We start from the raw sequence: 14265 nt of genomic DNA, 5'->3' as shown, positions 1-14265 counted from the left end.
GTCGACCTTTTGCTTATCTTCCGGGTAAAATCGGAATAGGTCTGAATCATCAGGGAAGGATGTGCTTTGTTGATGGGGAAATCAATTGAAGTATCCTATACGCCGCTGATGGAATATGCAGCAGCGTGGGACAAACAAAAGGAAATTGTACGCGGCATTGACGATGGGCAGCAGGGAGAACAGCTGCTGATGCTTCAGCATCCGCCTACGTATACGATTGGTTCACAGCGTCATCCCGAGCATCTGCTATGGAGTGAAGAGGAACTGAGAGAGCGTGGTATTGCATTGTTTCAGATTGACCGCGGAGGAGATATTACATATCACGGGCCGGGACAGCTGGTCGGTTATCCGATTCTGCTGCTGGATGCGGCCAAAGGCATCGATCCGCATCGGTATTTGCGTACATTGGAGCAGGTTATTATCGATTATCTGGCAGATCAGGGCATCGTCGCTGGACGCAAAGAAGAATACACAGGCGTATGGATCGGTGATCTCAAGATCGCTGCCATTGGTATCAAGTTCAATAAATGCCGCAGCCGCAAAGGATTTATCACGAGTCACGGATTTGCTTTTAATATCGCTTCGGGCATTCAGCAGGCAGGATTTACGGGGATTATTCCATGCGGAATCGAGCAGTACGGAGTGACTTCACTGGAGGATATTACCGGCCGCTCGTATACAGTGGAGCAGGTGGCACAGGATATTGTGCCGCATTTTATGCGTCATTTTGAGTATGAGCAGCCGGAGCATGAAGTGATCTTACAGAAGCGGCTGAATGATTGAGAACAGCACCGATCCGACAATAGCGATCAACATCACATAAATAAAAATACGAAACCATTTTTTCTGTTGCATTTTTCATGACTCCTTTGTCTATCCCCCGGCAGACGGACAGGGATCGGTAAAATAAATAATCTTTTTTATCATACCGATTGAACGTACGTTTTGCAAAGCCTCGGGGTAGATAATCATAAGGATCACGTGAAATTAATGTGACAACCATCCAAAGGAGCGAATCATTGTGGTATCCGAAAGCAGATTAATTGAAGAATTTATGGAACTTGTACAAATTGACAGTGAGACCAAACAGGAGCGTATTATTGCGGATCGTCTGACCGAGAAGCTTCTTGCACTGGGCTTTACAGTAATCGAAGATGAATCGTCCCTGCGTACCGGACATGGAGCAGGTAATCTGATTGCGACATTGCCACCGAATACGGATGCACCGATTCCGAAGATTTTCTTTACTTCCCATATGGATACGGTGAAGCCGGGTAATGGCATCAAGCCGGTAATGGATAATGAAGGATGGATTACAAGCGAAGGTGATACCATTCTGGGAGCAGATGACAAAGCAGGCGTAGCCGCCCTGTTCGAGATGATTCGCGTCCTGCAGGAACAGAATATTCCGCATGGACAGATTCAGCTGGTGATTACAGCAGGTGAGGAATCCGGACTGATGGGCGCACGTGCGATGGACCCAGGTCTACTGGATGCGGACTTTGGCTATGCGCTGGATTCCAATGGAGCTGTTGGGACGATTGCTGTCGCTGCACCGACACAGGCACGTGTAGTGATGGAGATCTACGGCAAGTCTGCTCATGCAGGTGTGAATCCTGAAGATGGAATCAGTGCTATTCAGGTAGCGGGTAAAGCGATTTCCCGTATGAAACTGGGCCGGATCGATCATGAGACAACTGCCAATATCGGCAAATTTGAAGGCGGCGGCGCGACCAATGTAGTATGCGATTATGCCCGACTCGAAGCGGAAGCACGCAGCCTTGTACACGAGAAGGTAGAAGTGCAGCTGGCAGCGATGAAGGAATCGCTGGAGAATACATGTGCTGACTTTGGTGCGACTGCCAAGTTCCAGAGTGTAATTGTCTATCCGGGATTTAAATTTACGGAAGAAGATGCGGTTGTTCAGCTGGCGCAGCGTGCTGCAGCCAATCTGGGATTGCCCAATGATATTTTCCATACCGGTGGCGGCAGTGATGCCAATATTTTCAATGGCATGGGTGTACCAACAGCCAATCTGGCAGTAGGATACGAAGAGATTCATACGACCAGCGAGCGTATTCATCGGAATGAACTGATCAATGCAGCCCGTCTGGTGATCGAAATTGTAAAGGAAACAGCGCGTCAATAATTTCTGTTCGTTACGAGCAGTAGTTTTTCATTATGAAGTGATTTATTTGCTCTATCTGATCTATTTTTTCAGAACTTGTCTGCGTCTAGTCGTTGATGTTCTTCAGATTCGACAAGATTTCAGTACAGATCCAATAGTAAAATCAAGAAGGAATTATCATCGATCTGTCTAAAAAAGCATAAACATGTGTAAAGAGTAAGAGTTGCATCTTTTATCATTTCTACCCCGACTGCAATCAACCCTATCGAAACGGCCTGTTGGTACAGGCATTATCGCTATCGACAGTCCGTTTACTTTTACCAATGCCATGGAGGGAACATAATGACTGAAAATAAAAATAAACAACTGGATGAGATTACATTATCTACGGAATCCATTTACAAAGGCAAAATCATCTCCGTACAGGTCGATACGGTAAAGCTGCCCAACGGCGAGGAAAGCAAGCGTGAAGTGGTTCGCCACTCCGGTGCAGTCGCTGTACTAGCTATTCACAATGATCGCATGATCGTGGTAGAACAGTTCCGTCAGCCGCTGGGACGCACTCAGGTAGAGATTCCTGCAGGCAAGCTCGACCCGGGCGAGAAGCCGGAAGATGCGATTAATCGTGAACTGAAGGAAGAGACCGGCTATACCGCGAAAAGCATGAAGCTGCTGTTTTCCTTCTATACTTCGCCGGGTTTTGCCGATGAGATTATTCATCTCTATCTGGCAGATGAATTAACAGCAGGGGATGCCGAGCTGGATGAAGACGAATTCCTGGAAGTCACCGAGATTACGCTGGAAGAAGCATTTGCCCAGATCCGTGAAGGACGCATGAGCGATGCCAAGACCATTATGGCTGTGCAGGCTTGGCAGCTGCTGAAGCTGGGAGCCCAGCCGGGACAATGAGTTCTTTGCAGCGTGTATACGCCGATCTCCATATCCATATCGGGCGAAGTGAGGACGGGCAGCCGGTCAAGATCAGCGGCAGCCGCAACCTGACTTTTGCCAATATTGCCAAAGAATCTTCCCAGCGTAAAGGAATTGGATTGGTCGGTATTATTGATTGTCATTCCCCGGGTGTACAGCAGGATATCCGTAATTATATGTCTTCCGGCGAGATGGTGGAATCTTCCGGTGGAGGAATTGTATATGGAGATACGACGATTCTGCTCGGATCGGAGATCGAGATTCGGGAGCCAGGATATCAGGAAGCACATGTGCTCGTCTATTTCCGCGATCTGGAGCGAATGAGTGATTTTAGCCAGTGGATGGGCGGCCATATGAAAAATCTGCAGCTCAGCTCTCAGCGTCTCTACGTCTCATACCGGGAGCTGCAGCATCAGGTGAAGCAGCGAGACGGACTGTTTATTCCTGCCCATATGTTCACTCCGCATAAAGGCATCTATGGCAGTGTAACGCCAAGGATGAGCGATGTGCTGGATATGGACAGTATCGATGGAGGGGAGCTGGGTCTGAGTGCAGACACGACAATGGCCGGTTATCTCAGTGAGCTGGATCGCTACCCGCTGTTAACCAACTCGGATGCCCATTCACTCGGCAAGATTGGTCGTGAATACAATGTATTCCGGATGCAGGAAGCGAATTTCGATGAGTTCCGTAAGGTGCTGCAGGGCCTCGAAGGACGGGGAATCGAAGCCAATTACGGCCTTGACCCGAGACTGGGCAAATATCATCGTACCTACTGTACCAACTGTGAGCATATTATTCATGAAGCGGAGCCGGCACTGGAGCGTTGCCCTTATTGCGGCAGTACTCGCCTAACGATCGGTGTGCTGGATCGGATTCTCGGTATTGCCGATCGTACAGAGCCGCAGCCGCCATCAAATCGCCCGCCATATCGTTATCAGGTACCCTTGGCGTTTATTCCCGGTCTGGGCCCTGCCAAAATGAATAGACTGCTGGAAGCATTCGGTACAGAGATGAGTATTTTGCATAATACATCCCGTGAAGAACTGGATGCTGTAGTAGGAGCCGAGATTGCTGGTTATATCGAGCTTGCACGCACCGGACAACTGACGCTTAGCGCCGGAGGTGGAGGAACCTACGGCAAGGTAGTTATCGGATAATAAGTATATAAACAAGCAAAAGAAATGCCGCAGCATCTGCCATTTGTTCGCAGAGACACTGCGGCATTGCCTTTTTGTATAGAGGTGTAATGTCGATAGCTGTAGTCCGGCAATCAACATCGTACATTCTCCGGCACAGCAGGAAATTAAGCCGATTTTGCCCGGAGGCAACATCACTGTACAAGTACACTAAAAAGTTTGACTTTGTCTTGGAACTCACCCTATAATAATTGGAGTGAGCATTTAAGCGATGCAGTGATTTCCACAGGGGGAGGGCAAAAATGGAAGCACGGATCGATAAAATTAAACATCAGTTACAATCCAAAGGTTACAAATTAACACCCCAGCGGGAAGCCACTGTCCGAGTGCTCCTTGAGAACGAAGAAGACCATCTGAGTGCCGAGGACGTATTTATGCTGGTGAAGCAAAAGGCTCCCGAAATCGGTCTGGCCACCGTTTACCGTACCCTCGAGCTTCTGAGTGAACTGCATGTCGTGGAGAAAATCAACTTCGGCGACGGTGTCGCACGGTATGACCTGCGTACCGATACAAGCAAGCATCATCATCATCATCTGATTTGCGTGCAATGCGGAAGTATGGACGAGATCCGCGAAGACTGGTTGGGACCGCTCGAGGAGAGACTGGATAAGGAATTTGATTTCTCGGTTCTGGACCACCGACTCGATTTTTACGGGGTATGTTATCGCTGCAAGGACAAAGAGCAGCAGGATGGCAACCAGAATAATCCCGAATAATGAATTGAATAACTGAATTGGATACCAGAGACTCTCGCCCGATGTTTGGCTGTTCGGGAGAGAGTCTTTTTGCGTAACCGTCTAGCTTCTGACAGACGATATCATCAAATGACTGCAAAGGAGGCTGATTTCCAGTGAGTGATTATTTGGAGCGATTTATCCGTTATCTGACCGAAGAGAAGGGACTGTCCCGGAATACGCTGGAATCGTACCAGCGGGACCTGAATCAGTTTCTGGAGTTCGCCGGACAGCGTCATCTGACAGAACCGGATCAGATCCGCAAAACACATATTGCCCTGTTCCTGGGAGAAATGCGCCAGATCGGCAGAGCGTCATCCACGATTACACGGATGACGGTTTCATTGCGTTCGTTTTGCCAGTACCTCGTTCGTGAAGGGGTTATTCAGCAGGACCCGTCTATACATATGGAAGCACCCAAAGCAGAGAAACGTCTGCCGCATGTCATGACCGTCGAGGAAATGGAACGTCTACTGGATGCTCCCGAAGCCTATACATCGCAGGGAAGACGCGATCGTGCGATGCTGGAGCTGTTATACGCTACAGGCATCCGCGTCTCCGAGCTGATCTCGGTCAATGTAGAGGATGTACGGCTCGATTTAAGATTCCTTCGCTGCGCAAGCAGTTCCGGCAAAGAACGGATCATTCCGATTACCGGTGTCACCGTCAAGCGTGTAGGTGAATATATAGAAGAAGGACGTCCGCAGCTTATCCGGAACCATCCGGAAGAACAGGCGCTCTTCGTGAATCAGCTCGGCACAAGGCTGACCCGCCAGGGCTTCTGGAAAATTATCAAAAAGTATGCCCGGGAAGCCGGAATTGAGACCGATATTACTCCACATACGCTGCGGCATTCCTTTGCTGCACATCTACTGGAAAATGGAGCCGATCTGCGTTCGGTACAGGAAATGCTCGGTCATGCCGACATCTCTACGACCCAGATTTATACTCAGGTATCCAGAAAGAATATGAAGGATGTGTATGAAGCTCATCATCCGCGTGCCAATGCGACCTGATTCATCTACCGAATAGGAGGCATGAGTCATGACAGGAATCGAACAACAGCGTTTTGAACGAATCTGCGTAATTATACTGGATAGTGTAGGTATTGGGGAACTGCCTGATGCCGGCAAATTTGGAGATAAAGGTGCCCACACGCTCGGACATATTATGGAGCAGGTGCCTGGAATACAGCTGCCTCATCTGCAGCGTCTGGGACTGGCCAATATCACGGATCTTCCGCCACTTGAAGCTGTAACCCAGACCCAGGGCTATTATGGCAAAATGATAGAAACTTCGGTTGGCAAGGATACGATGACCGGACACTGGGAACTGATGGGTCTGAATATCGGAACCGCGTTCAATACATACCCGAACGGGTTTCCGCAGGATCTGATCACACAGTTTGAGAAAAGAACCGGCCGTCGGGTACTTGGTAACAAGCCGGCTTCCGGTACGGATATACTGGATGAATACGGCGAAGAACAGATGAAAACGGGTTCATGGATTGTGTATACCTCAGCAGACAGTGTATTTCAGATTGCTGCCCATGAAGATATTATTCCATTGGAGGAGCTATACAGTGCCTGCCAGATTGCCCGTGAGTTGACGCTGGAGCCGGAACATTCGGTAGGTCGCGTCATCGCCCGTCCTTATAAGGGTGAGCCGGGACAGTTTGTCCGTACGCCGAATCGTCATGATTATGCAGTCAGTCCGCCGGAACCTACGGTGCTGAACGCACTGGAGAATGCAGGTCATGATGTAATTGCCGTAGGCAAAATCAACGATATTTTCACCGGTGAGGGTATTACCTCTTCTTATCCAACCAAAAGCAACGAACACGGCGTAGAGTTGACGCTGGAGCAGTTGCAGCAGGAATTCAAAGGTCTGCTGTTTACTAATCTGGTCGATTTTGATTCCTTGTATGGACATCGCCGCGATCCGCAAGGATATGCGCAGGCGCTGGAAGCGTTCGATCGTTCGCTGCCTGAACTGATGGAGCAGATCGGCGAGCGGGATTTGCTGATCATTACAGCCGATCATGGTAATGATCCTGTTCATGCAGGCACCGATCATACCCGGGAGTATGTGCCACTGCTGATCTACAGTCCATCACTGACATCGCCTGGTAATTTGGGAGTCCGAGCAACATTCAGTGATCTCGGTGCGACGATTGCAGACAATTTCAGTGCAGGCAAGATTATGCATGGCGAGAGTTTTTTGAATCTTTTGAAATAAAAGATAAAGGTTTGTTATTTGAAAGGGGAAATTAGCAAGATGACAACAATTAACCAGGAAATGATTAAAGAAGCAGCAGCTTATATTCGCAGTCAAAGTGATTTGACTCCGGAAGTAGGATTGATTCTCGGCTCCGGTCTGGGTGTACTCGCAGATCTGGTTGAAGAAGGCGTATCGATTGCTTATAATAGTATTCCGCATTTCCCGGTGTCTACGGTAGAAGGACATGATGGCGAACTGCTGCTGGGCAAAGTGCAAGGTCGTCCGGTCGTAATGATGAAAGGACGTTTCCACATGTATGAAGGCTATGGTCCGGAAGTGACAGCTTTCCCTGTACGTGTCATGAAGGAACTGGGTGTATCCAGCCTGCTCGTAACCAATGCAGCCGGCGGTGTAAATACAGCGTATGAGCCGGGTGATCTAATGGTATTAAGTGACCATCTGAACATGACCGGTCGTAATCCGCTGATCGGACCGAATGATTCCGCATTGGGTGTACGTTTCCCGGATATGTCCGAAGCCTATAGCCGTCGTCTGCGTCAGATTTTCAAAGATACAGCAGCACAGCAGGGTCTGAAAGTACAGGAAGGTGTCTATGCAGGACTGCTTGGTCCTACGTATGAGACGCCTGCAGAGATCGTAATGCTGCGTACGCTTGGCGCCGATGCTGTCGGAATGTCTACAGTATCCGAGACGATCGTAGCGCGTCATGCAGGTATTGAAGTACTGGGAATCTCCTGTATTACCAATATGGCAGCAGGTATCCTCGATCAGCCTCTGTCTCATGATGAAGTTATGGAGACTGCTGATCGTGTACGTGATCAGTTCCTGAAGCTGGTACTGGCTGTTATTCCGCAAATGTAATAGTTGGCAAGGGCAGAGCTTGTACAGAGTACTCATTGGGTAACGCCATCTGAATCTTATGCTATCTAAAAGTATAAAAAAGAGCCTGTGGATGATCCACATGGCTCTTTTTGGTATATGATCTGGTACATCCGTTTTCTGTAATAGCTATTAAGCTAGATGTATCCTGTGAAGACATACTTACGTAACGTTTAACATTAGACCGTTGTTTTGACAAAGGCCCGGATATGGGAGGAGCATGACTGGAGATAGGGATACTTTGGTATAACTACCGTGGATTTAGATATGAATATCCTGTACACTCTCAATCGTCATACTCGGTGATACCGCTTCTGCCGGATAGGCGTCATGTTCACGCAGATGACGGAAGTCCAGACCGGTTAGCTCCTCGATCTGAGTAACTTTGACCTGATACGTCTTGTACGGACCCAGTTCATCCTCGGTCTGCATGGTACGCAGCAGCCCTTTTTGCGAGATCAGATAGGCAGTTACAGAGAGCTCACCATTATCCTTGACGATTGCAGCGACTTTCCAGTATTCTTCGGGCAGCTGGATACCGCGGTAGGCGATATCACTGTCACGAAATACGGGACCGGTGAAAATTGTAGCCTTGCGCTTGTTGCTGCGCGCATGCTCCAGAATATAATCCTCCAGGCCCAGCCAGGTATCCTGATTCAGATCCTTGTGCTGGGGAGCACAGTTGGTAAAGTGAAATGTATCCACATTGGCGCGATCGGCATCCTTGCCCCAGATCGGGTCGCGCCTTCTTACGAGATGCCCACGGTCCAGATCGTTATCCCGGTAAATCTCATCCCCGCTCTGATACTGTTCATCCATCCGTGAATCATATCGCCATTTGTCCGACCGTCCAGCATCCTGAAGCTGGCTGCCATCAATATTGACAACCGTATAAATGGCCAGCCGCCGTGAACGGCTCATGACAATCGAGAAATGAGTGTAATTCAGAATGACAGAACCCTTTTGAAGTGGAGCAATATCCTCGGTCAGCTCTGCACTTAGCCCCGGATGCGGAATCTCGTACTGCTCACCGAGAAACTTGCTGTCATATCCTTCTGCCTGTTCATACCAATCCATACTCAGTGCCTCACCTACGCGGATCTTCTCGTCTGCATAACGCTCGTCCTGCGGTGCCATTATACCAGCCTCCTTGGATTATAATAGAACTCATATATTAAGTATCCAAATGAAGAGAGTTATAACCTGATCGATGCAAACTGATACCGAAGCAGTTGCCTGGTGTAACCGAATATAATGAATTTAAAAATAGTTGAAAATACCGAGTTGTCTGCAGCAGCCGTAGAGCTGTCTATGAGATAGCTATACTATCCTCCGTAAGTAGATGAACCGACCGTAGTACTGCCTGTATTGGCATTAACGCTGTCATTCTCTACGGAACGTTCAGCCAGACTGCTGTCGACCGGTGCCGGATTGATCTCTGGGCTGGTGAAGCGGAGACTGTGATCTGCCGTCTGAACGTCAAGCATTGCTCCGGTAACCTGACTAATCAGGCGAGCCGGGACATAAATAATATTATCGACCATTTTTGGTGCGGCACTCAGTGTGATCGTCTTGCCGTTTAGCTGTGCATATTTGCTGTTAAGAGTGAAACTGACAGTTCCTCCAGCACTGGAAGTGGCAGTTACAGTCTTGGCCGACTGATCCCAGAAAGGCACAAATCCGTAATGGGTCAGCAGCGGTTTGTAGGCTACATAATTAACGCCATTTTCCCGGAAAGCTGGGATGCGATCAGTCGGCTGTTGATTATCAATCCATACGCTTATATTGGCAGATGCAGTGGAATCTGGAGTGGATACATCATTAGCATTCTTTTTCGCCCAGAGGGTATAGCTTTCCTGAGCAAGCCACAGCCCAATCTTTTTGTTACGTCGCCATTCCTCAGCAAAGGCAGAAACCGGCAGATTCGTCTCGCCCGGCTTGATCCCGATTTCCGGAGTAAAAGCAGGCCGATTGAAAGTAGTGATAAACCAGTCGGTATATCCACCGCCTGATGAATCGCTGCGCTGCGGCATCAGGCGGTAACCGGTATAGTCACTGAATAAGCGGGCCAGCCGTTTATCCCGGGGCAGATTGGCCGCCAGCGTGTGGAAGCTCCAGTAGATGATCCGTCCAGCCGAATGATAGGATACGGCAATCTCTGGATCAATCTCATAGGTGAAATTGACCATCGCCTTGTTTTCCAGTGTCTGTACCGGAGAAGAGCCTTTGTGATTGCGCCAAAATGGATAAGGGATATTGGCTTCCAGGCTAGACCAGTAGGAGTCATACTGGCGATTCGGATCAATCCCCTGCAGATTGGCTTTCCAGCGTTTGAAATTCCGGCTGCCCCCATTCATGGTAATCAGCGCCTGATGAACCGAAGATGGAAAAGCATCCAGATCCAGCTGCTGCAGGGTAACGCCATCCGGATTCACCATCGGAACAAACCAGATTTTGGTTTTATTCAAAATGGTTCGTGCATCATAACCTTCAAACTTGCGGTTGGCTGTATAGGCAGCAGCGTACTGCTCAATCATATACATATTGAGTGTAGTAGTGAGCCATTCCCGGGCATGGTGAGATCCATTAATAAACAGGGTTGCTTCACCGCGTCCGAGCCCGACTGCCCAGATTTCCCGCCCATAACGAGTCGTACCGATCGAACGATATTCCACGATCTCAGGATACTTGCGTGCGAGTGACTGAATATCTCTTGTCAGTCTGGCATATGTATAAGTAGCCGAAGGATCAACGACAGTGCTGCTGTGGGCTTCTGCCTGCCTGGATATAACCGTGCTCTGCAGCACCAGCAGCATACACAGGATAATCAGTATACTTTTTCTCAAAATAATCCTCCTTAATATGTAGAGATGGGTATTTCAGCTGCTGGCAAAACAAACAAAGGGATGGGGAGGAATACAAACAGGAAATTGGCAGAGTAGAAGGGTAGAAATAGATTAGCGATCCAGCAGCTTTTAACAATTATATCAATACTTTACAGCCTGTAATATCAAAATTATAACGAGTTATCAGTAAATTTCAGTTCACTGCAGTAAAAGTATATACCTGGTGCCGAAGGCAACGAAGATCTGAATGAGTCTGATTTGACATATCGGTATAATTCGATATACAATACTTCGCATGAATGAAATTGACATTTTCAAGGCCCTTTCCAACGAGACACGCCTCAATATATTGAGATGGCTTGGAGAACCTGAGAAAAATTTCCCCAAACAGCAAGCACATCTGCCCAAGGAGGTCAGTATCAAAGGCGGCGTATGTGTAGGTGATATTCAGGATAAGGTGAATTTATCCCAGTCCACCGTCTCCCATTATTTATCCATTATGCAAAAAGCTGGATTATTGGAGGCTGTACGTTACGGTCAGTGGACCTATTACCGTCGTAATGAGGATACCATCAAGAAATTGGCCCAGTTCTTGGATAAAGAAATCTGAATTCGGCTGATTTCTTTTTTGATTGTATATATCGAATATTCTCGATAAATAAATGTAAGGAGAGGATTATCATTTCAAAATTACTGATATACCTGACAGCTATGATCGCAGGCATGTCACTCAGTATAGAAGCTGCAATTGGAGGAGCGCTTGGTCAGCATGTAGGTGAGCTGGAGAGCACCTACTATATCTTCATTATAGGAGCGATGGCTACTTTTCTGGTTACTCTGTTTTTTGGTAAAGGAGATCTGCGGCAGATTCTCACTGTACCGAAATGGAATCTGACTGGTGGATTGCTGGGTGTGGTCTATCTGGCGCTGCTGGTCATTAGCGTCACACTGATGGGTGTTGGTGTCTCGGTGACGGCAGTCATTGTCGGTCAGATTATTATGAGTATTCTGATTGAACATTTTGGCCTGCTCGGTTCGCCGCGTATTGCCTTTAACCGTAATCGACTGATTGCCGTTGTGCTGCTGATGATATCGTTTGTGCTTGTAGTATAGAAGGAGGTATTTATGAATATTATTATGTTATTGCTGCCGCTGCTGGCAGGGATCGGGCTGAGTGTCCAGTCCGCTGTCAATGGTACATTCGGCAAGCGGATAGGTACGATAGAAAGTGCGTTTTTTACCTTTTTTACCGGAGCGATTTTCTTGACGATTATTGTTAACTTTTTTGGACAGGGAAATATACTGAATATTCATGAAGTTCCCAAATGGCAGCTGCTGTGCGCGATCTTCGGCGTGATCTATCTGTCGCTGATGGTACTTGCTGTGCCCAAAATTGGCGTAACCGCAGCAGTCATCTCGGTCATCGTCGGTCAGTTGGTAGCGAGTATGGTGATCGACCATTTTGGCTGGTTTGAGAGTGAAGTGGTTCCGTTTGGCATTAAACGCTTGATCGGCGTTGTGCTGATGTGTATTGCCCTGTTTTTCGTGTTCCGTGAGAAAACCGATAAAAGTGCTGCGCAATCCTCATAGGTTGTGATCCAATTAGCATTAGAATAGAGCAGCGTTGCAGTTAGATAGTGATGACTGCAACGCTGCTCTATTTGCTGGAGTCCGTTATGTTGTCAAACTTATATCATATTGGACCGGGGTACATCGTAGAGTCAATGAACTGTTGTAGTAGAATAGCGATTGGATAAATTAAAAAAGTGAAACCAATCGGTTAGGAAGCAGAGAATGTTAGTGGTACAATATGGAATCAAGACGGTGAACAGACAGACAGGATGCCTTGAATGCAGCTTGTCTGTTCCTTTACATAATCATTCTGTTCTCCTATCATCACTTATTCAGGAGGGATAGTATGCTGCAACCTGCACTGGTAGAAAAAATATTGAACGCTGCACTGGAAAGTGGTGGCGATTTTGCAGAGATTTTTGTGGAAGACCGTACGGATCGTGATCTGGGAATGCTTGGCGGCGTGGTGGAACGTGCGCTGTCAGGACGTGATTATGGAATAGGTATCCGCATTCTTCAGGGTGTTTTTTCAGTCTATGCCTATACAAGCGATCTGCGTGAAGAATATTTAATTGAGACAGCCCGCAAGGCTGCTCGCGCACTCAAAGGATCATCCGGCGATCTGGTGCTGAATTTTAATCAGGTTCAATTTGAAGATCGTCATCCGATTCTGCAGCGTCCGTCAGCCTCACAGAACAGCCGCAAAATCGAATTGATGCGTCAGGCGCATGAAGCACTGAAAGCTTCCCATCCCCTGATCGAGCAGACGTCGGTCGGCATTCTGAACTGGGAACAGAAAGTACTGATTGCCAATTCGGACGGACTGTGGGCAGAGGATACACGTACCTATACACGGATGCGCATGAGCGCCATTGCAGTTGATGGTACGCAGCGCCAATCAGGATTACGTGTACCGGGAGCATATGCAGGACTGGAACTGCTGGAGCAGATGGATATCGCAGCAGAAGCGCGTGAAGCCGGACGAATCGCAGGTACGATGGTCAAAGCTGGTTATGCGCCAAGCGGACAATTCCCGGTCGTGATCGAGAATGGATTCGGCGGTGTATTGTTCCACGAAGCCTGTGGACATGGTTTGGAATCGACAGCGGTAGGTATCGGGGCTTCGGTATTTGCTGGTAAGCTGGGTCAGCAGGTCGCTTCACCACTCGTTACGGCGATTGACGATGGCACGATTCCGAATGCCTGGGGCTCGCTCAATATCGACGATGAAGGGATGCCTACCCAGCGCAATGTATTGATTGAGAATGGTATTCTCAAAGGCTATCTGATCGACAAAGTAGGATCTCGTCGCATGAATATGCCACCTACCGGTTCCGGCAGACGCCAGTCGTACAAATTCGCACCGGCATCACGGATGAATAATACTTTTATTGCAGAAGGAAGCTCTACCCGTGAAGAGATGATTGCCAATACGGAATACGGTATTTATGCCAAATCCATGGGCGGTGGTTCGGTGAATACAGCGACCAGCGATTTTAACTTTGCTATCAACGAAGCCTATATGATTCGCAATGGTCAGATCGCCGAACCGGTCAAGGGAGCAACCCTGATTGGCAAAGGATTGGAGGCTCTGCAGCATATCGATATGGTCGGCAATAATCTGGATCATGGACAGGGAATGTGCGGCTCCATCAGCGGCAGTCTACCGGTAAATTGTGGTCAGCCGACACTGCGTGTATCCAAAATGACTATTGGAGGCAGAAAGGGGGAATAAG

15 protein-coding genes are annotated in these 14265 nt (G+C 48.2%); 12 read left to right on the top strand and 3 right to left on the bottom strand.

Going from position 1 to position 14265, the window contains the following annotated elements:
* Nucleotides 1–72: 72 nt before the first annotated feature.
* Nucleotides 73–783 (top strand): lipoyl(octanoyl) transferase LipB, encoded by a 711-nt coding sequence (lipB, locus tag WH46_RS11195; RefSeq protein ID WP_046226742.1) that lies wholly within the window; start codon nt 73–75, stop codon nt 781–783.
* Here lipB and prli42 read toward each other — a convergent pair.
* Nucleotides 760–855, bottom strand: a complete 96-nt coding sequence (gene prli42, locus WH46_RS23830) for a stressosome-associated protein Prli42 (RefSeq protein WP_017815246.1) — start codon at nt 853–855, stop codon at nt 760–762. The genes lipB and prli42 overlap by 24 nt on opposite strands.
* Before the next feature lie 166 nt (nt 856–1021).
* Between prli42 and WH46_RS11190 the strand changes: the two genes are divergently transcribed.
* The 7 genes from WH46_RS11190 (at nt 1022) to WH46_RS11160 (ending at nt 8093) form a co-directional block, all read left to right on the top strand.
* Nucleotides 1022–2149, top strand: coding sequence for a M20/M25/M40 family metallo-hydrolase (locus WH46_RS11190; protein ID WP_046226741.1), 1128 nt, complete (start codon nt 1022–1024; stop codon nt 2147–2149).
* Nucleotides 2150–2470: 321 nt separating this feature from the next.
* Nucleotides 2471–3037 carry an NUDIX domain-containing protein gene (locus WH46_RS11185; protein ID WP_046226740.1) on the top strand — a complete coding sequence of 189 codons (567 nt, stop codon included), beginning with the start codon at nt 2471–2473 and terminating at the stop codon, nt 3035–3037.
* Nucleotides 3034–4218: an endonuclease Q family protein gene (locus WH46_RS11180; RefSeq protein WP_046226739.1), complete on the top strand. Its 1185-nt coding sequence runs from the start codon at nt 3034–3036 to the stop codon at nt 4216–4218. The genes WH46_RS11185 and WH46_RS11180 overlap by 4 nt, the downstream gene beginning before the upstream one ends.
* A 281-nt stretch (nt 4219–4499) precedes the next feature.
* On the top strand, nt 4500–4973 hold the full coding sequence (gene fur / locus WH46_RS11175; RefSeq protein ID WP_017815242.1) for a ferric iron uptake transcriptional regulator: 474 nt from the start codon (nt 4500–4502) through the stop codon (nt 4971–4973).
* Between the two features lie 134 nt (nt 4974–5107).
* Nucleotides 5108–6007, top strand: a complete 900-nt coding sequence (gene xerD, locus WH46_RS11170; RefSeq protein WP_017815241.1) for a site-specific tyrosine recombinase XerD — start codon at nt 5108–5110, stop codon at nt 6005–6007.
* 28 nt (nt 6008–6035) lie between these two features.
* Entirely contained in the window at nt 6036–7229 is a 1194-nt protein-coding gene (gene deoB, locus WH46_RS11165; RefSeq protein ID WP_046226738.1) for a phosphopentomutase, read from the top strand.
* Nucleotides 7230–7268: 39 nt separating this feature from the next.
* Nucleotides 7269–8093, top strand: coding sequence for a purine-nucleoside phosphorylase (locus tag WH46_RS11160; protein WP_017815239.1), 825 nt, complete (start codon nt 7269–7271; stop codon nt 8091–8093).
* Between the two features lie 279 nt (nt 8094–8372).
* Here WH46_RS11160 and WH46_RS11155 read toward each other — a convergent pair whose 3' ends face one another.
* Together WH46_RS11155 and WH46_RS24255 are read right to left on the bottom strand one after the other, a co-directional pair.
* Nucleotides 8373–9248 (bottom strand): DNA/RNA non-specific endonuclease, encoded by an 876-nt coding sequence (locus WH46_RS11155; RefSeq protein WP_017814343.1) that lies wholly within the window; start codon nt 9246–9248, stop codon nt 8373–8375.
* A 188-nt stretch (nt 9249–9436) separates the two neighbouring features.
* Complete coding sequence (locus WH46_RS24255) at nt 9437–10957, bottom strand: M14 family zinc carboxypeptidase (protein ID WP_197088269.1); 1521 nt, start codon at nt 10955–10957, stop codon at nt 9437–9439.
* Nucleotides 10958–11252: 295 nt separating this feature from the next.
* On the opposite strand from WH46_RS24255, the gene WH46_RS11145 reads away from it, so the two are divergent.
* The 4 genes from WH46_RS11145 (at nt 11253) to WH46_RS11130 (ending at nt 14264) form a co-directional block, all read left to right on the top strand.
* A complete protein-coding gene (locus tag WH46_RS11145) occupies nt 11253–11567 on the top strand; it encodes an ArsR/SmtB family transcription factor (protein WP_017814346.1) in 315 nt (104 codons plus the stop codon).
* Between the two features lie 26 nt (nt 11568–11593).
* Nucleotides 11594–12070, top strand: a complete 477-nt coding sequence (locus tag WH46_RS11140) for a DMT family transporter (RefSeq protein ID WP_331458231.1) — start codon at nt 11594–11596, stop codon at nt 12068–12070.
* A gap of 12 nt (nt 12071–12082) precedes the next feature.
* Nucleotides 12083–12547 carry a DMT family transporter gene (locus WH46_RS11135; protein WP_046226736.1) on the top strand — a complete coding sequence of 155 codons (465 nt, stop codon included), beginning with the start codon at nt 12083–12085 and terminating at the stop codon, nt 12545–12547.
* A gap of 328 nt (nt 12548–12875) precedes the next feature.
* A complete protein-coding gene (locus WH46_RS11130) occupies nt 12876–14264 on the top strand; it encodes a TldD/PmbA family protein (RefSeq protein WP_046226735.1) in 1389 nt (462 codons plus the stop codon).
* Nucleotide 14265 lies beyond the last annotated feature (1 nt).

The sequence above is a fragment of the Paenibacillus dauci genome, assembly GCF_000971985.1.
Lineage (GTDB): Bacteria > Bacillota > Bacilli > Paenibacillales > Paenibacillaceae > Saccharibacillus > Saccharibacillus dauci.
The sequence above is the reverse complement of the archived record's forward strand: the minus strand, read 5'-3'. Positions and strand labels throughout refer to the sequence as shown.